This is a genomic window from Nonomuraea sp. NPDC050153, from assembly GCF_044460125.1.
Lineage (GTDB): Bacteria > Actinomycetota > Actinomycetes > Streptosporangiales > Streptosporangiaceae > Nonomuraea.
This window is the reverse complement of record NZ_JBITJQ010000016.1, coordinates 111,170-131,416: the sequence shown is the minus strand read 5'-3', so window position 1 is coordinate 131,416 and position 20,247 is coordinate 111,170. Positions and strand designations below refer to the sequence as shown.

Here is a 20,247-nt window from a genome sequence, read left to right as displayed (position 1 = left end):
TATCGTTCGTGAATGCCAGGAGCGCGTGGGCACGCGCTTCGACGACAGAGGGGAAAGCAGCGTTGCCGACCATGTTCCGCCGCATGGCGGTCACCGAACCCGGCGCCCCGCTTCGCCCCGTCGAGGTGGCGACCACCGATCCGGAACCCGGCTGGGTCCGCGTGCGGGTGGCCGCCAGTGGGGTGTGCGGCGCCGACCTCGGCACCGTGAGCGCCTCCGAACCCGCCGGCGGTTTCCCGATCACTGCGGGACATGAGATCGCCGGCGTGATCGACACGACCGGCGCACCCGCCGCCGGCTGGAGACCGGGCGATCGGGTCGCGGTCGGCTGGTTCGGCGGCAGCTGCGGCCACTGCCACGCGTGCCGCACCGGCGACCAGGTGCACTGCCGGCAACGCCGGATCCCGGGCCTGTCCTACCCGGGAGGCTGGGCCGACATGGTGACGGTTCCCGTCGAGGCGCTCGCCCGGATCCCCGACGGATTGAGCGTGGCTGACGCGGCGCCGATGGGGTGTGCCGGCGTGACCACGTTCACCGCGCTCCGCGAGGCCGGCCTGCCGCCGGGCTCCCGGGTCGCCGTGTACGGCCTCGGTGGTCTGGGCCATCTCGCCGTGCAGTTCGCCGCCCGCATGGGGCACGAGGTCGTCGCCATCGCCCGCGGCACCGACCGCGCGCACGACGCCACCGAACTGGGGGCCCGCCACTACATCGACGCCACGGCACACGACGCGGGCCGGACGCTGGCGGAACTCGGCGGCGCCGACCTGATCCTTTGCACGGCGCCTGCCTCCGACCCGATCAGCGCGTTGCTGGACGGTCTGCGCCTGCGCGGACGGCTCACCCTGATCGGCGTCGACGGCGGAGCCATCCGGGTACCTGTCGCGCAGTTGGTGATGAAGACGCAGGTCGTCACCGGCCACCTCACCGGCACCCCCGCCGATGTCGAGGACGCCATGCGCTTCGCGGCCGCCAACGACATCCGGCCGCGCCTCGAACGCCTGCCGCTGGAGCAGGCCGACCTCGCGGTGCGCCGGCTGCGCGAAGGACGAGCCCGCTACCGGTTCGTGCTGGAGCCCTGATCCCGATCGACGCGATCGGGATGCCCTTGGCCTTCAAGGAGCTGAAGTGAACAACGACCCCGCCGAAACCCTGACCAGACCGTCTCCCACAGCCCGCCCGTCCATCTTCGACGAGGTGGTCGACCGTCGCCGGTCGAACTCGATGAAGTGGGCCTACGCGCACGCGCTGCTGTCCCCCGACCAAGCAGCGGCCGATCCGCTGCCGATGTGGGTGGCGGACACGGACTTCAAAGCGCCACCGGCGGTGCGCGACGCTCTCCACGAGGCGGTCGAGTACGGGGTGTTCGGCTATCCCGGCGGCGCCACGGACAGCTACCTGGAGGCGATCACCGGCTGGCAGGCCAGGCGCTTCGGCTGGGACGTCCCGCGGGAGTGGGTCATGCAGACCGCCGGGATCATCACCACGCTCAAGACCGCCGTGCAGGCATTCTCGGCCCCCGGGGACTCGATCCTCATCCAGCCGCCCGTGTACGCGCACTTCCACGACGACGTTCGCCTCAACGGCCGCCACCTCGCCTACGCTCCGCTGACGCGCGTCGAGGACGGTTACCGGTTCGACGCGGCGGTGTTCGAGGCGGCGATCCGCCCCGACACCAGGCTGTTCATCCTGAGCCACCCGCACAACCCCACCGGCAACGTCTGGACCGAAGAAGAGCTGCGGACCATGGGCGAGATCTGCGCCCGCCACGACGTGCTGGTGATCTCCGACGAGATCCACCAGGACCTGATCATCAACCCGGCCAAGCGCCACCTCCCCTTCGCCTCCCTGGGCGAACAGTTCGCGCGCAACAGCATCACCTGCACCGCGCCGAGCAAGACGTTCAACCTTCCCGGCCTGCAAAGCGCCAACGTGTTCGTCCCCGACCCGCGCCTGCGCGAAGAACTCGCCCGCCAGTACGAGCGCAACCTCTTCCCCCTGGTGAACGTGCTGGGCATGGTCGCCGCCGAAGCCGCCTACACCCACGGTGAACCGTGGCTGGAGGAGATGCTCGACTACCTGCGCGGCAATCACGCCCACTTCGCCCACACCGTCAACGGCACCCTGCCGCAGCTGAACGTCCTGCGCGCGGACTCCCTCTACCTGGCCTGGATGGACTGCCGGGGGCTGGGGATGGACCCGCAGACGCTGGACACGTTCATGCTCACCCGAGCCCGCCTCTGGTTCGACAAAGGCCAGAAGTTCGGCACGGAAGGCCACGGCTACCTGCGCGTCAACCTCGGCTGCCCCCGGGCCACCGTCGACGAGGCCCTCCGCCGCCTGACGACCGCGATCAACAGCCGGTAGGGGTCACCGCGTCGTCGGCCGGCTGACAGGTCCCGACGGTGGCGTTCCCCACGAGTTCGCGCAGGGCACATGCGGTTCCCGCGCCGTGATCAGCCGCTTGAACCGCGGATACGCCGTGCGCTCGATCGAGGTCACCCGCCACCGCCCTTCTCCCCAAAGCCCGGCCACCTTGGCTACGCCCCTTCACCGATGTCGAGCTCACCGCTCGCGTTACGCCCGACGGCGCCGAGCCTACGGTCGGCGGCTCCTTCGACGGGGACGGGCAGTGGGTCATCTCGGTGGTGCACCGTGGCCCGCCACCCCGGCACGGGGGTCCGTGCCGGGCGGCGGGGCGGCGTCTCTAGAGGCGGTCGAGGATCTTCCGCATTTGGGCGACCTCGGCCTGTTGGGCGCTCTCGATGGTCTTCGCCAGCTCCTTGGCCTCGGCGTTGGAGCCCTGCGACTGCTCGGTACGCGCCATCTCGATCGCGCCGTTGTGATGGGCGATCATCAGCTCGGCGAACTGCCGGTCGAACGCCGCGCCCTTGGCGGCCTCCAGCTTCTTCATGTCGTCAGCGGACATCATGCCGGGCATGTCATGGCCCATCCCGTGGTCCATGCCGCCGGACGGCAGCGGCTTGCCCCACTGGGTGAGCCAGCCCTTCATGGTCTGGATCTCCGGATCCTGCGCGGCCTTGATCTTCGCGGCCAGCTCCTTGACCTCCTTGTCGGAGGCCCGGGTCTCGGCCAGGTCGGCCATCTCGACCGCCTGCTCGTGATGCGGGATCATCATCTGCGCGAACGTCGCGTCCGCGTCGTTGAACGACGCCGTCGGCGAGGCGGCGGCCGTCGTCGTCGTGGCGGGCGCGCTGCTGTGCATGGTGGCCATGTCGGGCCCCGTCGAGCCGCTGTCGGCGCCGCCGCAGCCGGCGACCAGCGCGAGCACTGCTCCGGCCGCCGCGGTGGCAGCCGGGATCCTCATATTCGTGAACATGGTGTTTCCTTCGGTGATGGAGGTACGCAGGCCGTCATCGCGGACCGGCCCCTCGGACCGTCCGCCGATATTTCGGCCTATATGCGCATCACCGAGAGCGCTGCGGGGCTCGGCGCCAGACGGCGCGGCGGCGCCCTCGCCGCCGTGCGCGCCGGGGACGCCCAGCCGCCCATTCCCGCGCGCCATCGCAGCGTGGCGGCCCAGACGACCGCGATCAGCAGCGCGATGACCGACGTCAGCACGGCCAGGCACACGTTGCTCGGATCGAACCCGGCCGCGTCCCGCGAGCAGATCGCGACCGCGTCCCGGCCCTGCCCGGCGTTCATCCCGAAAGCCTGCCCGAAAACCTGAGCGGGAGCCTGCCCGAAAGCGTGAGCGGGAGCGGCGTGGGCGTGCGAGCCTTGAGCGGCGACGCCGTGGTGCGAGGCGAGATGCCCGAGCGTGTGCATGCCGGCCACGCCGAGCGCGAGCAGCAGGGGCAGCAACCAGGGGAGGCCGGGCAGAAGCGACCGCCGCGTCACGCGCTCCCCTCCTCACACCTGCCGGCCTTAGTACTCGCGCCAGGATAGCCAGCGGCTGTTCTGTTCATCCGGACACGAGGAAAACTATGGAACATCGTAGTAGATGTCCCAGCTCTCCCCATCTTCGCGAGCCGCCCGTTGAACGCCGAAGGCCCGGCACGCGTATCTCCCCATGGACCGGCGGCACGTCCCCTAGCACAGGTAGTACCGGCCGTTCCGGATCTCCGATTGCCCAAACAGACCAGACACCCCATTCACTTCTGTACTATTTCGCCCCAGGTTATGGATATTTACGAGGAGGCGTCGTAGTGGCCGTGCCGACAAGGCTTGGACGAACGGCGGCGGTCGCGGCCCTGTCCGTGTTCGCGCTGGCCGCCACTCCCGTCGTCGCCGTGGCCGAGCCGTCGCCGGCCAAGGCCCGGGCCAAGCTGGTGAAGCTGAACGAGCAGGCCGACCAGGTCGTCGAGCGGTACAACCAGGCGACGGAGGCGTTCAAGAAGGCCAAGAAGAAGTACGACGCCCTCAACACCGAGCTGGGCCTCAAGGACGCCCGCGCCGGCGCCCTGCGCGACGACCTCGTCCGGCTGGCCGTCAGCGACTACCAGTTCGGCCCGCTCAGGGGGTGGGAGCGGTTCGCCGGCCAGGCCGACCCCCAGGCGATCCTGAACAGCATGGCGTCCTTCCAGGAGATGACCCAGGCCCGGGCGGCCAAGATCCGCGCGTACCAGGCCGCCACCAAGGAGCTGCGCGATCGGCGCAACGACGCCAAGACCACCCTGGCGGAGGCCGACGCGGCGCGCGACAAGGTGAGCGACGAGAAGTCCAAGGTCGAGAAGCTGATCGCCGAGCAGACCAAGCTGCTGCGCAGGCTGGGCGCCTTCAAGACCGGCGACCCCAACAGCCCCGGCATCAAGTACACGGGTCCGGCCTCCGGCAACGCCCGTGCGGCGCTCCAGTTCGCCTTCGCCCAGGTGGGCAAGCCGTACCGGTTCGGCGGCACGGGGCCGGGCTCCTACGACTGCTCCGGCCTGACCCAGGCCGCCTGGCGGCAGGCGGGGGTCTCGCTGCCCCGTACGACCTGGACCCAGTGGAGCTGGGGCTCCGCCCGCCGCGTCCCCCTGAACGCGCTGCAGCCCGGTGACCTGCTCTTCAGCAAGGGGCTGGGGCACATGGGCATGTACGCCGGCAACGGGAGGATGGTGCACGCGCCGCAGACCGGGGACGTCGTCAAGGTCGTCGACCTGGACGACTACTGGCGCGCACGCCTGCTCGGCGCGGTCCGCCCCTGACCCCGTCCTACGCCTTCAGACGACCCCGGCCGGGTCCTATGCCTTCCGGCTGAGCCCGGCCGGGTCCTACGGCTTCAGGCGGGCCCGGCCGAGGAGGTGCGCGAGGGCGGGGACGGGCGGCTGCGGCGCGAAGGCGAACCGCTCGACCTCGTCCACGACGAACCCCGCCCGCCGGATCGCGGCGAGCGTGTCGCGGTTGGGGTGACAGCCCCCGGCCATGCGGCGCCACAACGGCGTGATCGCGTCTTCGAGCAGGCCGAGCGCCGGGTTGGACGACCGTACGTGCTCGTAGAAGCGCAGGGTGCCGTCCGGCGTGAGCACCCGGACGATCTCGGCCAGCGCCGCCGCCGGCGAGGGCACGCTGCACAGCACGAGCGAGAGCACCGCGGCGTCGAAGGTGTGGGCCTCACCCGGCAGCGCCTCCGAGTGCCCGGCCACGACCCGCACGGGCACGGGTGCCGAGGCGGCCGCAGCCTGGGCGAACCGGCGCAGGGTGTCCTCCGGTTCGACCGCGACGACCTCGGTGACCGTCTTGGGATAGTGGGCGAAGTTGCGGCCGTTGCCGGCGCCGATCTCGATCACCCGGCCTTCGAGCCCCTCCAGGAGCCGCCTGCGATGCTCCCGCCCGCCGCGCCGGTCCGCGGCGGCGGAGGTCTCGACGTACACGCGGGCCAGGCGGGGATGCTGAAATCCGGACAGGTCAGTCACAACGATCACCTCTGTCTGCGGGCTGTCGCCTTCCAGACTGGATCCTCCTCGGCGAAGCGCGCGCGCCGTCGACCGGAAGGCGTCCGGGCGACGGCGCGCGCTGGCAACTCCCGTCACGTTCGCGGGGCAGGCAGCGGACCGGTCAGAATGTCCCAGTACGGCGGTGCGGGCGGATGAGAGGTCGTGTGAACGAGGGCGTGTCGTCGGCGTGCTGTCCGGAGTGGCGCTCCTGACCGGCGCCGTCGCCTTCGGCTGGCGCACCGTGGCGGCCCGAACGGCCTGACTTTTTCATGAAACGTGCTGATCGGATTTTGAAACGTGCTGATCCGTGCGGATGCCTGCCGTTCCGTGCGAGCCCTTGCGCCCCGGTGACCAGGGAAATCAAATGGGGGGCGCGACCGGGCGAATAAAGCCGCGTCGGTCTTCACGCGGAAAGGAGGTGTCGGAGAATGGCGTTCGCCAAGCACACCGCTGCCACACTGCTGGGGCTGAACAAGGGCCGCATGGGCGGCCGCTACCCCTGGGCCGACTTCTAAAGAACGGGTGTCCGCCCGGCGGGCGGGCGAATATCCCAGGTGAATGACCGCGGTTTCCGCGCCGGTGCGAGCCACCCGGCGCGTGCCGGCGTGGGCCGCGTTCGCGATTGCCGGCCTCCACCGAAAGGGGCAGAGCGATGAAAAAGCATGCCGACAAAATGCCGCCGGGGCCGCGCGGACGCTGGCCCGTCGGCAACTCCTACGATTACGACCGGGACCGGATCGGATTTCTCCGGCGCTGCCAGGCCGAATACGGCGACATCTTCACCTTCAGCCCGGCCACCGTCTTCGTGGCCGACCCCGAGCTGATCGGCGAGCTGTTCAAGAAGTCGAACGAGCTGTTCCTCACCGAGGAGTCGCTGTTCCCGGCCCGGCATTCCGACCAGGAGGTGAGCGACCACCTGGCCGGCTGGATGCGGGCCCGGGGCCGCGCCTGGCACGGGATGACCAGGAACGTCGTCAGATCCCACGGGCACCGGGTGACGGACCTGCTCGACGAGCGCCTCACGGCGCTTTCCGGCCAGGCCTTCCACGTGGTGCCGTTCATGCGGAGCTACAGTGCCAAGCTCTCGGCGATGTTCTGTTTCGGCCTGGACAACGAGGACGTCTTCGCCGCCGCGGAGCAGCGCTCGGGGCTGGCGCTGCCGTTCATGGACTCCAGCCTGACCTTCCCGAGCTGGCTGCCGCTGCCGTCCATCAGACGGGTGCAGCGGGCCGAGGCCCAGGTGAACGCGGCCATCACCGAGAAGTTCCGGCAGCGCAAGGCCGCGCCGCACGAAACGCCCGAGGACCTCATCGACCTGGTGCTCGCCGACGACCCCGACATGCCGACCGAGGACGAGGCCATCAATTTCCTGACGTCGATGATCCTCGCGTCGTTCGGCTCCCCGGGGGCGACGATGGCGTGGGTGATCCGGGAGATGGCCCGGCGGCCGGAGGTCCGGCAGCGGCTGCGCGACGAGGCGCTGGCCGTCATCGCCGATTCCGGCGGCCTCGGCAACGAGCGGAGCCTGCCGTACGCCGACGCGGTGACGAAGGAGGTCATGCGGCTCTACCCGCCGACCTGGCTCATGGGACGCAAGGTGCGCAAGCCCTGCACGTTCGGCGGCTACGAGCTGCGGCCCGGCATGGACGTGCGGTTCAGCCCGTACCTCATCCACCGCGACCCCCGTTATTGGCCGGACGCGGAGGAGTTCCGCCCGGAGCGGTGGTTCGAGCCCACGCAGCAGCCCCGCTTCACCTACTTCCCGTTCGGCGCGGGGCCGCGGGTGTGCCTCGGCATGCACCTGGGCGTCTACCAGGCCATCGTGGGGACCGCGCACATCGCGGCCCACTACGACATCGACGGGATCGACCTGCAGGACTCCGACGCCGTCGCCGGCCCGGTGCTGGAGCCGCTGGCGCTGCGGGTCAGGATGACGCGCACCCACGCGGGACGGACCGTGGTGGGGGCATGACAGCCCCGGCCGGGCGCTTCCGGGACGCCCTGGCCATCGCCGAGTTCCGCGCGATCTTCGTCGCGCACATCGTGTCGATGACCGGGACCGTCCTGGCCCAGCTCGCCCTGACCGTGCTCGTCTACGTACGGACCGACTCGCCGCTGCTGGCCGCGGTGACGTTCGCGCTGCCGATGCTGCCGCAGCTGGTCGCGGGGACGTTGCTGTCGGCGCTGGTGGACCGGGTGCCGAACCGGCGGCTGCTGGTCGGCTGCAACCTGGTCTCGGCGGTGCTGGCGGCGGCGATGGCGATACCCGGCGCGCCGACGGCGGCGCTGCTGGCGCTCGGGTTCGCGCTGGGGCTGATCCGGCCGGTGTTCGGCGGCGCGCGGGCGGCCACGATGCCGCAGGTGCTGCCGGGCGACGCGTACGTGCCCGGCCGCAGCCTGATGCGGGTGGTGGCGCAGGTCGCGCAGATCGGCGGTTTCGCGGTGAGCGGCATCGCGCTGACCCTGGTCTCGCCCGGCACGCTGCTGCTGGCCGACGCCGTGTCCTTCGGCCTCTCCGCCGCGCTGCTGCGTTTCGGCACGCGGGAGCGCCCGCCGACCGCGGGCTCGGGGCAGTCGCTGGTACGCGACTCGCTGTCGGGGATCGGCCGGCTCATGGCGGTCCGGCCGCTGCGGCGGCTGCTGGTGTTCGGCTGGGCGGTGCCCGCGTTCGCGGTCGCGCCCGAGGCTCTGGCGGTGCCGTACTCGGCGGAGCTGTCGGCGAACGACACCGTGGGCGCCGGCCTGCTCCTGACCGCGCTGCCGCTGGGCACGGTGGTCGCCGAGTTCGCCGGGAACTGGACGCTGTCCGCCGGGCGGCAGATCAGGCTGATGGCGGCGCTGGCCGCGCTGTGCTTCCTGCCCCTGCTCGCCTTCGCGTTCCGGCCGCCGATCCCGGTGGCGGCGGGGCTGCTGTTCGTCGCGGGCCTGGGCGCCTCCTTCCAGCTCGGCCTGGACCGTACGCTCCTGGACGCCGCGCCGAAGGAGCTGCTGGCGCGGGCGCTGGGCGTGCGGGCCTCGTGGATGATGTTCTTCCAGGGGCTCGGCTTCGCCGTGGCCGGGCTGGCCGCCGAGTTCGCGCCGGTGACGGCCGTGATCACGGGGGCGGCGCTGTGCGGGCTGCTGGCCGCCGGGGTGTTCGCGCTGTCAGGCGTTCAGCCTCGGTACGTTGCGCTCGCGGATCAGGCTCTCGGCCAGGATCCGCAGGGCGAGCGGTGAGCCGCCGGCCTCGACCACGTACCGGCGGCACTCCTCCCGGTCCCGGTGCGCGAACTCGACGTCTAGCGCGGCCGACAGCACCCTGAACGCGTCGTGGTCGCTCAGCGTGCTCAGCTCCATCGGCAGCGCGCCCTCCCGGATCACCAGGTCGGCCAGGTACGCCCGCGCGCTGACGACGACCGTGCACGTGGGCGAGCCGGGCAGGAGCGGGCGCACCTGCCGTAAGGACCGGGCGTTGTCCAGCACGACGAGCATCAGCTTGCCGGCCAGCACGCTCCGGTACAGGCAGGAGGCCTCCTCCTCGTCGTCGGGCACCAACCGCACGCCCAGCGCGCGCAGGAACCGGATGATCACCGGATGCGCCTCCGCGTTTCCCGATAAATCGGCGTAAAGCTGGCCGTCGGGGAACCGCGTCGCCGACCGGTGCGCCCACTGGACGACCAGCGCCGACTTGCCGATCCCCGGCGGCCCGGTCACGAGGATGAGCGGGCCGGGCGCCGAGTCGTCGTACGGCCGGCGCGACCACTCCTCCATCTGGGCCAGCTGCGGCTCCCGTCCGGCGAACCCGCGGATCGGACGCGGCAGCTGACGCGGCACCGGCAGCGCCGGATCCCACCCGGCGAGCGCCGGATCCCACCCGCCGCACACCGGCCCCCGCCCGGCAGGCGCCGCATCCCGCCCGGGTGGTGTGGGGGCCCGCCCGGTGGGCGCCGGATTCCGCCCGGCCGGGTCGGGAGCCCCCTCCTCGCCGGCCGCCAGCGCCCGCCAGGCCCGGCGCCACCGCCGCACCTGCCCGGCCGCGTGCCGCTGCTGGCCGCAGGACAGCAGGCAGGCCCGTACGAACGCCTCCACCAGGGCCAGCCGCGGCAGGCCGCGCGGGCTGTGGCCGCGGAGCACCGCCGAGACCGTCGTCTCCGGGAGCACGTCGACCCAGGTGCCGTCCGCCAGCTCCACCGAGCCGCCGAGGATGCGGAGCCGGCGGAGCGACGGCTGCCCCGACCACCTGCGCAACATCACCAGGCGCTGTAACAGCTGCGCCCCGGTGGAGCAGCCCTCCGGCCCCGGAATTTCGTGGTCCGGGTCTTCCGGGTAAACCGCGTTACCCGGCGTGGGCGCGCGCATTACGGCCGACTGATAATGTCGTGGTGAATGCGCGTAAATTTGGCTCCGGGGTGATTCGCATGAGCATTTTCTCCCCCGACGGTCACGACTTATGCCGAAGGTCGATGTCCGGAATTTGACGTCTCCGCGCGGCCTGCTCGCCACGCTCCCGCCAACTGTCGCCGGACCTGCCCCGACCGCGGCTTAACCAGTTGACGGGCCTGCGCCGGGCGCCCGGCGCCCCGCCCCCCGGAGCAATTACCCATTCTTTCTCCCGCCGGATCGAGTTCGGCGGGAATTACCCGGAAATGGTCCGCATCCATTCGGCCACTCTCTGTATGCCGATGGCTCGGCATTTCGGTTACCCGTACGGGAGATTCACGCGGCCGCCGTCGGGGTCACGTCGCCACCTGGGCCCTGAACCTCTCGTGGGCGGCCTGCTTGGAGATCCCCATCGCCTCCCCCACATCAGCCCACGACGCGCCGCCCTCCCTGGCCGCGGCCACGGCCCGATCGAGCAGGGTCCGCTGCCAGCTCTCCACCTGGGACAGCAGGGTCAGGGCGGCGAGCGGGCGGTCGGCCGCGAGGTTCACGATCTGCTCGCACAGGAGGTTCGACTTGATCACCAGCCAACTGGGCGGGGCGGCGGCGAGCAGCGGGGCGGCATGCTTGCTCCACCACCGGCCCTCCGCCTCCTTGCCGCCCTCCGGGGTGGCCGCGAACCGGCGGCGGTCGGCCCACCCGCAGGAGCACTCGGCCTGGTAGCCGACGAAGGTCCTGGTGAAGGCGGTGGAGGAGCGCGCCGGCTCACCGCCGGGAAGGACCGGCGCCGCGAAACCCTCATGGCCGGGGATGTCAGCGATCTTCAACGTCATAACCGTCAAGATATCCTGACGATTACCGGTCGCGCCATCCGTCCGGCCGAAGGGAGGTTCAGAGGCGGGTGGTCACGTAGGTCTTGCGCACGGTCTCGTGGACGTGCCACTCCCCCTGCCAGCCCGCGGGCATGACCAGGGTGCTTCCGGGGCCGACCTCCTGGGTCGTGCCGTCCTGGCCGACGATGGTGGCCCGGCCGGAAAGGATCTGGCAGACCTCGTGGTAGCCGTCGCGTACGGCGGTGAACGTCCCGGGCGTGCACTCCCACACTCCCGCGGTGGTCCTGCCGTCAGCCGAGGTCCACGCCTCAAGCGCCGCCTCCTGCTGCTCCCCGCTGACCGAGGTCGGCTTGGCGGCGAACACTCCCAGGTCGGCGATGATCGCGTCCGGTACGACGATGCTGTTCAACTCTTCTCCTGGTCATCTCGGTTGTGGCGGGCGATCCTATCGGCGGCCCTGACGACGGCTGACGTCGCGCTCCCCCCTTCGCCGGCCGGTGCCGCCGTCGCGGGCGGCCCCGAGCGCGACGCGGGTTCTCCCCGCGAGGAGACCGTGACGTGCTCGGCCCCGAAGCGGACCGTGATCGGCTCCCCGCCGGGCGGAACCAGGGTGACCTCGTCCCCGCGCACCCGCACCTCCGGCGCCGCCGGTTCCCGCTCGCCCGCCGTGAGCACGACCAGGCTGACGTACACGGCGGTCCCGCCCGGGTGGGCGTCGCGGGTCAGGTACGGCGTGGCGGAGTGCGGTCCGAAGGCGTTCACGCCGTGCGCGCTCGCCACGCCCGCCCCCGTGTAGCCGTGCAGCCCGCGCATTACACTCGTCAGGCCGTCCGCGCGCCGCGCCAGCGCCCAGGTGTCCCCGGACCGGGTCTCGGGCGCCTCCGGTCCGGCCGGCGCATGGCCGCCGTCGCGTACCAGATGCCCGGCGGGCGCCGTGACCTGGTGGATCCGGATCTCGGCCGCGCCGTCGACCACGGAGGCGGTCACCACGCGGACGGGGCCGTCCCGGTAGGCCGAGGCGGCGAAGCGCCCCCCGGCGGCGAGCGGCTCGATGACGCGCCGCCGGGAGGTCGCCCCCTGCGGGGAGACGACGGCGAGCTGCCCGTCGACCGCCTCCTCGCCGATGTCGGGGCCGGTGTGGCTGGTGTAGGCCAGCCGCAGGTAGTGCGGGTCCGGCGGCCCCGCGGGGTCCTGGACGCGGTCGCGGTCGCTGCCGTGGTTGACCAGCCGTACGACGCCGTCCTCGCGGGTGGCGTGCAGCAGCCAGCCCGGTTCGGGCATCGCGACGACCTGGTCCGCGAGGTCGACCGGCGCGGCCGCCTCGCCGTCCGTCCAGGCCGGATGCTCGGGCGGCAGCAGCAGGCCGAGGAACGCCTTGCTGGCCCAGTACGGCGAGGCGGGGCCTGAGTAGTCCTGGGTGCCGGGCGGGAAGGCGTCGTACCAGCCGCACGTGAGCAGGCCACGGCCGTCGGGGGCGCCGCGTTCGGCGAAGTGGCGCAGCACGCCGCTCGCGATCCGCCTGGTCCGCCCCGGGGGAAGGGGCGAGGCGCCGGTCAGCGCGCCCAGCCAGAGCGGCGCGACGGTCGCGAACCGGTAGATCAGGGACCGCCCCTGGTGCACCGGCCCGCCGTCGGCGGCGAACAGGTGCTGGTAGTGGCCCAGGAACCGGTGCAGGCGGTCCGCGTAGAGCCGCCCGCGGGCGGAGTCGCCGGCCATGCGCGCCCACAGCGACGGATACAGGTGCATCGCCCAGCCGGAGTAGTAGTCGAAGTTCTTGCCCTTGCCGTCGGAGTACCAGCCGTCGCCGACGTACCACTCCTCGATCCGCTCCAGCCCGCCGGCGATCTCGGCGGGATCGTGCGGCCCGCCCACCTCGGCGAGGAACTGCTCCACCACGACCTGGAACAGCACCCAGTTGTTGTCCGGCGTGCGCCGCCCCACGAACCCGGCCAGCCAGGCCACCACCCGCTCCCGCTGCGCCGGTGAGAGCCGGTCGAACAGCCAGGGCCGGGTCTCGTGCAGCGCGAGCGCGATGGAGGCGGCCTCGACGAGCGGCTGCGACATGTCGGTCAGAGGCGGCCAGGCGTACGGGTGCGCGGGGTCGGTGCCGGCCACCAGCCCCGCCGCGTAGCGCTCCAGCAGGGCGGGCGGCACGTCACCGCCCGCCCCGGCGATGCGGAAGGCCGCGAGCAGGAACGTGCGGGCGAACCCCTCCAGCCCGTCGCTGACGACGCCCGACCTGCTCGCCCGGCCGGGCAGGCGGTACTGGGCGAAGCCGTCGGTGGCGTACGGCACCACGGAGTCGAGCAGGTGATCCGCCACGCTCTCCCAGTGGGCGCGGGTCCAGCCGGTGAAACCGGACAGGTGCGGGTCGGCAGGCGGGAGGCGCAGGGGGGACGACATGAAACGGATACTAGGGCATCTACCTGGGCCGTCCCTTAGGTGGTCCGGCCGACCTGTGTAAACGGTTTAACTCCGCAGGAGAGGGCGGACCGAGTCGCGGACGATGATGTGCGTGCCGAGCATCACGTGCCGGCTCGTGTCGGCCGCGTCGGTGGCCAGGGCCAGCCGGACGGCGGTGCGGCCCAGCTCCTCGTGCGGCACGTGCACGGTGGTCAGATCGATGTCGTCGGCCGGGGGAAGATCGTCGAAGCCGACCAGCGACACGTCGTCCGGTACGCGCAGCCCACGCTCCCGCAACGCCGTCCGGGCCCCGGCCGCCATCAGGTCGTTCCCGGCGAACACGGCGGTGAAGTCGGGCGCCCCCGCCTCCAGCCGCTCCCGCATCATGCGATAGCCGTCGCGCCGGTCCATCACCACGCTGTCCACCTCCAGCCCGGGATCGTGCGCCACCCGGTGCGCGGCCAGCGCCGACCGATATCCCGCGATCCGGCTCTCCGGGGTCGTGTAACCGGCCCGCCGCCCCAGGAACAGGATCCGCCGATGACCGGCCGAGAGCAGATGACTGGTGATCGCGTAGGCGCCGCCGGTGTTGTCGTACTCCACGACGATCGCCGGCACCCCCTCACCCAGCGCAGGACGCCCGCACAACACCAGCCGCGACCCCGCCACCGCCAGCGCCCGCGCGTATTCCGCCAGCCGCTCCCGGTAGGCGTCGTCGATCGGCATGTTGCCGACCAGGATCACCGCCTCGGCGTGCTCCTCCCGCAGCAGCCGCACCATGGCCAGCTCCCGCTCGGCGTCCCCGCCCGTGGTGCCCACGATGCAGAGCCGGCCCTCGCGCACCGCCTGGTCCTGCACGCCCTGCGCCACATGGGCGTAATGCGGCGACACCACCGAGTTCACTACGATCGCCACGCTCTTCGGCCGCGCGCCCGCCAGCCCCCGGGCATGCGCGTTGGCCACGTAGTCGAGCTCGCGCACCGCCCGCATCACCTTGCTCCGCGTGGCGGGAGCGCTCGGATACGAACCCGACAGGATGCGCGACACGGTCGCCACCGACACACCGGCGTGCTTGGCCACGTCCCGGATCGTCGAGGGACGAGGCCGATCATCCTCAGGAACGGCCCGGCGAGGCATCCATCCCCCCATCCCCGCTATTAAAGCGGTTTAACGATATCGCACAGGTGCCCTCGCCGGGCCTCGTAGGCTGGCCCGCGTGGAAATCCGCGACCGAACCCCTGACGACCTGGCCGCCTGCGTGAAAGCCCTCGCCGAGGTCCAGTCCAGCGACCGCTACCCCGTGGACTGGCCGGGCGATCCGGCCGGCTGGCTGACGCCGGGCGGCCTGATCAGGGCGTGGATAGCGGTCGAGGAGGCGGCGGTGCTCGGCCACGTGGCCCTGACCCGGGACATGGAGGTCACCCGGCTGTTCGTCACCCCTGCCGCCCGCGGGCGCGGCCTGGCCGCCCGGCTCCTCGACACCGTTCGCGCCGCCGTCGACACCCCGCTCAAGCTGGAGGTCTCCTCCGAGGGGAAGGCCGCCATCGCGTTCTACGAACGGTCCGGCTGGCGCCGGGTCGGCAGCAGCCGCGCCCGCTGGCTCAACACGGCCGGCGAGCCGGCGCTGGTCCACCACTACGTGAGCCCGCCCGCCGGACCCGGCTCGACCGGCCGACTCTGACGGGCCGACTCTGACGGGCCGCCTGCCCCGGTCAGGTGAAGAGGACGTCGGCCAGCTCGGCCCGGCTGTTCAGGCCCGTCCGCTCGTAGACCTGCACCAGCGTGTTCGCGACCGTCCGGCGGGAGAGCACCAGCCGGTCGGCGATGTCCTGGTTGCTCAGGCCCGAGGCGGCCAGCTGGGCGATCTGCCGCTGCCTGGCGGTCAGCCGCGGCGTGGCCAGGCCGGTCAGCGCCGGGGTGCGGGCGCCTTCGCAGCGGCGGGCCAGCCGCCAGGCGCGGGTCTCGGCGGCGCGCTGCCGCCGCGGCAGCCCGTGCCTCCGGTACGCGTCCGCGGACTGGGCCGCCGCCTCCGCCGCGTGCAGCAGCATGCCGAGCGACTCGAAGGCCAGCGACACCGCGTCGAGCTCCTGGGGGGCGTCCCCGGCCGCCGCGTGGCGGGCGAGGACCGGGGCCAGGTCGCCTTCCACGCCGGCGGCCAGCCGGGCGAGCCGGTCGGCGACCAGGTCGCAGGCGCCGAGCCGGACCGCGTCGTGCAGGGCGTACAGCTCGTACATGGGGTGGTCGCCGGCCGCGCCGGCGGTTTCGAGCGCCGCCTCGACCGCCCCGGGCAGGTCGCCTTCGGCGGCCAGCGCCCACGGCCGCGCCAGCCGGAAGGCGAACTCGACCTGGTGGCCCACGCGCAGGCCCAGTTCGCCGGCCAGCTCCGTGGTCGCCCGCACCGCGGCCACGTCGCCGGTGAGCGCGTACGCGTGGGCCAGCTCGGCCAGGCACAGGCCGCCGTGCAGCGTACGGCCCCGCAACCGCACGGCGGCCTGCCTGCACAGCCGGACGGCCTCGGCGGGCCGCCCCTGGAGCCTGGCCACCCGGCCGCGCAGCGTGCCGAACGTGATCAGCGCGCGGTCCCAGCCCACGTAGTCCTCGCCGATGCGGTATCCGGTGTCGGCGAACCGGCCTGCCGCCGCCAGGTCCCCCGCGAGAACGGCGGCGTCGGCCCCCGTCACCGCCAGCGCGGCCGTGAGCGAGGGCAGGTCTTCGGGCAGGCCGCCGGCGTTGCCGAGCGCCTCGTCCACGAGGGCGACGGCCTGCCGGGCGCACCCCTCGTGGACGAGCCCGCCCGCCTCCAGCTCGGCCAGCCCGATGTCGAACCGGGAGGTGGTCGGGGCGATCCGGCGGATCTCCGCGATCGTCCGCCCGAGCTGGTCGAACGTGCCCATCATGTGCTCGATGGCGGCTCGCATCACCAGGAGGCCCTGGCGCGGTTCCGCGTCGGTCATCGTGGCGTGGGCGTCCGTCAGCATCGCGCGGGCCTCGGCCTCCCTGCCGAACCCCCAGAAGAGGTTGAGCGCGTGCACCGACACCAGATCGGCCCGGCTCATGTCGTCCACCGGGCCGTCGGCCGGCCCCGGCAGGACGGCCTGGGTCTCGTCGTACCGGTCGTCGTAGAACAGCACCGACGCCAGCGCGAGGGCGGCCGTGGCCCCTCCCCCGGCAGCCAGCGCGGCCCGCCCGAGCCGGGCGGCGAGCCGCAGGTCGCGGACGTTCCGCGCGATGTTGCACGCCTCGACCAGCGAGGCGGGGTCACCGGGCGTCCCGCTGTCCAGCCGCCAGACCGCGACGCGCAGCGGGTCCTCGCCGGTGCGGCCGCCCACCTCGTCGGCCAGGCTGCTGAGCACTTCGCGGGTCCGCAGCGTGCCGCATCCGGCCCGGATCACCTCGCCGTAGAGCGGATGCGCGAGCCGTACGGAGAGCGGTGCCAAAGAGCGTACGGGCGACGGCTCCGGGGAGCGTGCGGGCGGCGGCTCCGGCGAGATGGTGACGAGCTGGCGGTCTTCCAGGCGTTGTAACGTCTCCAGCGGGGCGAGCGCGGTCAGCGCGTCCACGGACAGCGGCTCGCCGTGGGCGACGAGCTCCAGCGCGGCCCGTTCACCGGCGTCGACGTCGCCGATCCGGCTCTCGATCAGCTCCCGCAGCCGCGTCGTCACCGGGATCTCGCCCGACCAGTGCCACACCCCGCGCCGCTCGGCGAGCGCGCCGCCCGACCCGCCGGCCAGCACCAGCTCGCGCAGGAACAGCGCGTTGCCGTCGCTGGCCCGCCACAGCCGCCGGACCGTCGGCGCCTCCACCTGCCCGCCCAGCGCTCCGGCCAGGAGCAGGCCCGCCTCCCGGAGCGTCAGCGGAGCCAGCTCCAGGCGCGGCAGCAGCTCGTCCTTCCACAGCGCCGTCACGGCGTCGGGCGCGCGTTCCCCGCTGCGCGTCGTCGCCAGCACGCGCGCCCGCCTGCCGGCCACCAGGTGATGCACCAGTACGGCCGAGACCGGGTCCAGCAGGTGGGCGTCGTCGACCATGAGCACCAGCCGCTCGCCGCCCAGGGCGTCGGCGGCCCAGCGGATCACGTTGCCGTGCGGCGGCTGGGCGGGGAGCAGGTGCGCCAGCGCGCCCAGCGGGATGTCCGAGGCGGCGGCGGTGGCCAGGATCCAGACCACGTCATCGGTCCCGGACAGGGCCTCGGCCGCCAGGCGGCTCTTGCCCGCGCCCGCCGGCCCGGCCACGACGGCGCCACCGGCGTCCAGGGCCGATCGGATCGTCGCGAGCTGGATTTCCCGACCGGCGAAGGGCCACAGATGACGCACAAGGGGATGGTACGGGCGAACATTTGAGTAGGCCATGCTCTATGCGCACCGCCGCAGCGCGGGAGAGCCTTCTGCCCATGACCGCGACCCCATCCCGCGCCCACCTCACCCCTCTTGTACGGAAATATCTGGACGACGAGCGCGCCGAGGTGGAGTCCATCCGCGTGGACCCGATCGACCACGCGCCCGGCACCCCGTCCACCGGTGGCCTGCGCCGGGTCAGCGGCACGACCACGTGTGGCCATACCTGGTCCTTCTTCGTCAAATCCCTCCATTCCGCCCGGCACTGGGCGCACATCGGCGTGATCCCCGAGCCCGACCGCACGGAGTTCGTCGCCGCGTTCCCGTGGCGGACCGAGGCCGACGTCTACACCACCGGCCTGCCGCTCCCGCCCGGCCTGCGGCTGCCCCGCCTCTTCCTGGTCGACGACCTCGGCGACGAGCGCCTCGACCTGTGGCTGGAGGACGTGCGCACCGCTCCCGGGGAGTGGGACCTGACCAGGTACGCCGCCGCGGCCCGCGCGCTGGGCCGGCTCGCCGGGCTGCGTCCCGCCGATGACTCCCGCCCCCGTACGGCGCTGCGGACCTACGTCGGCCAACGGCTGATGAACCACGTGCTGCCCGTCCTGCGCGACCCCGCCCTCTGGCGGCACCCGCTCGTCGCCGCGCACGCCGACCCGCTCCTGCAGATGGACCTGGACACCCTGGCCCGCCGCGTCCCCGCGCTGCTCGCGGCGGCCGGCCGCCTGCCGCACACCATGGCGCACGGCGACGCCGGGCCGCAGAACCTCCTCGTGCCCGCCGACGACCCCGGCCGGTTCGTGGCCGTCGACTGGGGCTGGCAGGACCCGGTGCCGATCGGCTTCGACCTCGGCCAGCTGCTCGTGGGCCTGGCGCACGACGGCCTGACCGAGCCCGGCGAACTGCCCGTGATCCATCGGACGATCCTGGCGGCGTACGAGCGGGGCCTGGCCGACGAGGGCGTGCCCACCCGCGACGCCGCGGCCGGGTACGTCACCACGCTGGTCCTGCGCAGCGCCTTCACCGCGATCCCCGCCGAACGCCTCGGCGAGCCGGTCACCGGCGACCTGCGCGAGCTGTTCCGCAAGCGGGTCGGCCTGGCCCGCTTCATCGCCGACCTCGGTCTCGCGCTCCGACCAGATACATCACATATTTAAATAAATCTCTGATATATTTTGCCGTCGATGACGGCCGCGCAGGAGACGACGATGAGCGACGAAACCCGGAGCCCGCTGGCGCCGGAGCCGATCCACGTGCCCGACGACGTGCTCGCCGACCTCCGGCAGCGCCTGGAGCTGACCCGCTGGCCGGACGACGCGGGCAACGACGACTGGCGCTACGGCGTCAACCGGGCATACCTGCGCGAGCTCGTCGATCACTGGCGCACCGGCTACGACTGGCGCAAGGCCGAGGCCGCGATCAACGCCTACGAGCACTACCGCGTCGCGGTCGACGGCGTCCCGGTGCACTTCATGCGCAAGCCCGGGGCCGGCCCGCACCCGACGCCGCTGATCCTCACCCACGGCTGGCCGTGGACGTTCTGGCACTGGTCGAAGGTCATCGACCCGCTGGCCGACCCCGGCGCGCACGGCGGCGACCCCGCGGAGGCCTTCGACGTCATCGTGCCCTCGTTCCCCGGCTTCGGCTTCTCCACGCCGCTGCCGGACCACCCGGACATGAACTTCTGGAAGGTCGCCGACCTCTGGCACACCCTCATGACCCGGGTGCTCGGCCACGAGAGGTACGCCGCCGCGGGCTGCGACGTCGGAGCCCTGGTCACGGGGCAGCTCGGGCACAAGTACGCCGCCGAGCTGCACGGCATCCACATCGGCTCCGGGCAGAAGCTCACGATGTTCAACGGCGACCGGGCCTGGGACCTCAGCGGCGGACAGCCCATCCCCGACGGCCTGCCCGCCGACGTCCACGACCGGATCGTCGCGCTGGACCGGCGCTTCGCCGTCCACCTGGCCGCGCACGTCCTGGCCCCGAGCACGCTCGCCTACGGCCTGACCGACTCACCCGCCGGGATGCTCGCCTGGATCCTGGAGCGCTGGGTCAAGTGGAGCGACAACGGCGGCGACATCGAGTCGGTCTTCACCAAGGACGACCTGCTCACCCACGCCATGATCTTCTGGGTGAACAATTCGATCGGCACCTCGATACGCACGTACGCCAACAACAACCGCTACCCCTGGACCCCCTCCCACGACCGGCAGCCGCCCGTCGAGGCCCCCACCGGCATCACCTTCGTCGGCTACGAGAACCCGCCCGGCGTCACCACCGACCAGCGCGTCCGGCACTTCGCCGGCAGCGAGCGCGGCGCCTGGTACAACCACGTCAACCTGACCGTCCACGACCGCGGCGGCCACTTCATCCCCTGGGAGATCCCCGAGGAGTGGGTCGACGACCTGCGGCGCACGTTCCGCGGCCGCCGCTAGCCGCGGC

The 20,247-nt window shown here is 72.5% G+C and carries 17 protein-coding genes; 8 read left to right on the top strand and 9 right to left on the bottom strand.

The features are described 5' to 3' along the window. Positions 1-83 precede the first annotated feature (83 nt). Positions 84-1,079: an alcohol dehydrogenase catalytic domain-containing protein gene (locus ACIBQ1_RS33785; protein ID WP_397283357.1), complete on the top strand. Its 996-nt coding sequence runs from the start codon at positions 84-86 to the stop codon at positions 1,077-1,079. A 46-nt stretch (positions 1,080-1,125) separates the two neighbouring features. After that, positions 1,126-2,364 carry a MalY/PatB family protein gene (locus ACIBQ1_RS33780; protein WP_397283356.1) on the top strand — a complete coding sequence of 413 codons (1,239 nt, stop codon included), beginning with the start codon at positions 1,126-1,128 and terminating at the stop codon, positions 2,362-2,364. Positions 2,365-2,704: 340 nt separating this feature from the next. On the opposite strand, the gene ACIBQ1_RS33775 is transcribed toward ACIBQ1_RS33780, so the two are convergent. Both ACIBQ1_RS33775 and ACIBQ1_RS33770 read right to left on the bottom strand, forming a co-directional pair. After that, positions 2,705-3,337, bottom strand: a complete 633-nt coding sequence (locus ACIBQ1_RS33775; protein ID WP_397283355.1) for a DUF305 domain-containing protein — start codon at positions 3,335-3,337, stop codon at positions 2,705-2,707. 77 nt (positions 3,338-3,414) lie between these two features. Further along, complete coding sequence (locus ACIBQ1_RS33770) at positions 3,415-3,858, bottom strand: DUF6153 family protein (RefSeq protein WP_397283354.1); 444 nt, start codon at positions 3,856-3,858, stop codon at positions 3,415-3,417. Positions 3,859-4,172: 314 nt separating this feature from the next. Between ACIBQ1_RS33770 and ACIBQ1_RS33765 the strand changes: the two genes are divergently transcribed. Next, positions 4,173-5,147: an NlpC/P60 family protein gene (locus ACIBQ1_RS33765; RefSeq protein WP_397283353.1), complete on the top strand. Its 975-nt coding sequence runs from the start codon at positions 4,173-4,175 to the stop codon at positions 5,145-5,147. 66 nt (positions 5,148-5,213) lie between these two features. Here the strand turns inward: ACIBQ1_RS33765 and ACIBQ1_RS33760 are convergent, their stop codons facing one another. Next, entirely contained in the window at positions 5,214-5,855 is a 642-nt protein-coding gene (locus ACIBQ1_RS33760; protein ID WP_397283352.1) for a class I SAM-dependent methyltransferase, read from the bottom strand. Between the two features lie 673 nt (positions 5,856-6,528). Here ACIBQ1_RS33760 and ACIBQ1_RS33755 point away from each other — a divergent pair. Together ACIBQ1_RS33755 and ACIBQ1_RS33750 are read left to right on the top strand one after the other, a co-directional pair. Next, the gene (locus tag ACIBQ1_RS33755) at positions 6,529-7,848 is read left to right on the top strand and encodes a cytochrome P450 (RefSeq protein WP_397283351.1); all 1,320 of its coding nucleotides are present in this window, start codon (positions 6,529-6,531) and stop codon (positions 7,846-7,848) included. Beyond that, the gene (locus ACIBQ1_RS33750; protein WP_397283350.1) at positions 7,845-9,092 is read left to right on the top strand and encodes an MFS transporter; all 1,248 of its coding nucleotides are present in this window, start codon (positions 7,845-7,847) and stop codon (positions 9,090-9,092) included. Before ACIBQ1_RS33755 ends, ACIBQ1_RS33750 begins: the two co-directional genes overlap by 4 nt. Here the strand turns inward: ACIBQ1_RS33750 and ACIBQ1_RS33745 are convergent. The 5 genes from ACIBQ1_RS33745 to ACIBQ1_RS33725 all read right to left on the bottom strand — a co-directional run bounded on the left by ACIBQ1_RS33745 (position 9,021) and on the right by ACIBQ1_RS33725 (position 14,551). Beyond that, entirely contained in the window at positions 9,021-10,214 is a 1,194-nt protein-coding gene (locus ACIBQ1_RS33745) for an AAA family ATPase (RefSeq protein WP_397283349.1), read from the bottom strand. The genes ACIBQ1_RS33750 and ACIBQ1_RS33745 overlap by 72 nt on opposite strands. Before the next feature lie 377 nt (positions 10,215-10,591). Then, positions 10,592-11,068 (bottom strand): hypothetical protein, encoded by a 477-nt coding sequence (locus tag ACIBQ1_RS33740; RefSeq protein ID WP_397283348.1) that lies wholly within the window; start codon positions 11,066-11,068, stop codon positions 10,592-10,594. 58 nt (positions 11,069-11,126) lie between these two features. Further along, entirely contained in the window at positions 11,127-11,477 is a 351-nt protein-coding gene (locus ACIBQ1_RS33735) for a cupin domain-containing protein (protein ID WP_397283347.1), read from the bottom strand. Continuing rightward, the gene (locus ACIBQ1_RS33730) at positions 11,474-13,471 is read right to left on the bottom strand and encodes a DUF2264 domain-containing protein (RefSeq protein WP_397283346.1); all 1,998 of its coding nucleotides are present in this window, start codon (positions 13,469-13,471) and stop codon (positions 11,474-11,476) included. The genes ACIBQ1_RS33735 and ACIBQ1_RS33730 overlap by 4 nt, the downstream gene beginning before the upstream one ends. A gap of 66 nt (positions 13,472-13,537) precedes the next feature. Next, entirely contained in the window at positions 13,538-14,551 is a 1,014-nt protein-coding gene (locus tag ACIBQ1_RS33725; protein ID WP_397283345.1) for a LacI family DNA-binding transcriptional regulator, read from the bottom strand. Between the two features lie 136 nt (positions 14,552-14,687). Between ACIBQ1_RS33725 and ACIBQ1_RS33720 the strand changes: the two genes are divergently transcribed. Continuing rightward, a complete protein-coding gene (locus ACIBQ1_RS33720; RefSeq protein WP_397283344.1) occupies positions 14,688-15,152 on the top strand; it encodes a GNAT family N-acetyltransferase in 465 nt (154 codons plus the stop codon). 31 nt (positions 15,153-15,183) lie between these two features. Here the strand turns inward: ACIBQ1_RS33720 and ACIBQ1_RS33715 are convergent, their stop codons facing one another. Beyond that, positions 15,184-17,781 carry a LuxR C-terminal-related transcriptional regulator gene (locus ACIBQ1_RS33715; protein ID WP_397283343.1) on the bottom strand — a complete coding sequence of 866 codons (2,598 nt, stop codon included), beginning with the start codon at positions 17,779-17,781 and terminating at the stop codon, positions 15,184-15,186. Positions 17,782-17,858: 77 nt separating this feature from the next. Here ACIBQ1_RS33715 and ACIBQ1_RS33710 point away from each other — a divergent pair, with 77 nt between their 5' ends. Both ACIBQ1_RS33710 and ACIBQ1_RS33705 read left to right on the top strand, forming a co-directional pair. After that, positions 17,859-18,959 carry a hypothetical protein gene (locus ACIBQ1_RS33710; protein WP_397283342.1) on the top strand — a complete coding sequence of 367 codons (1,101 nt, stop codon included), beginning with the start codon at positions 17,859-17,861 and terminating at the stop codon, positions 18,957-18,959. A gap of 51 nt (positions 18,960-19,010) precedes the next feature. Continuing rightward, positions 19,011-20,240 (top strand): epoxide hydrolase family protein, encoded by a 1,230-nt coding sequence (locus tag ACIBQ1_RS33705; RefSeq protein WP_397283341.1) that lies wholly within the window; start codon positions 19,011-19,013, stop codon positions 20,238-20,240. Positions 20,241-20,247: the final 7 nt, after the last annotated feature.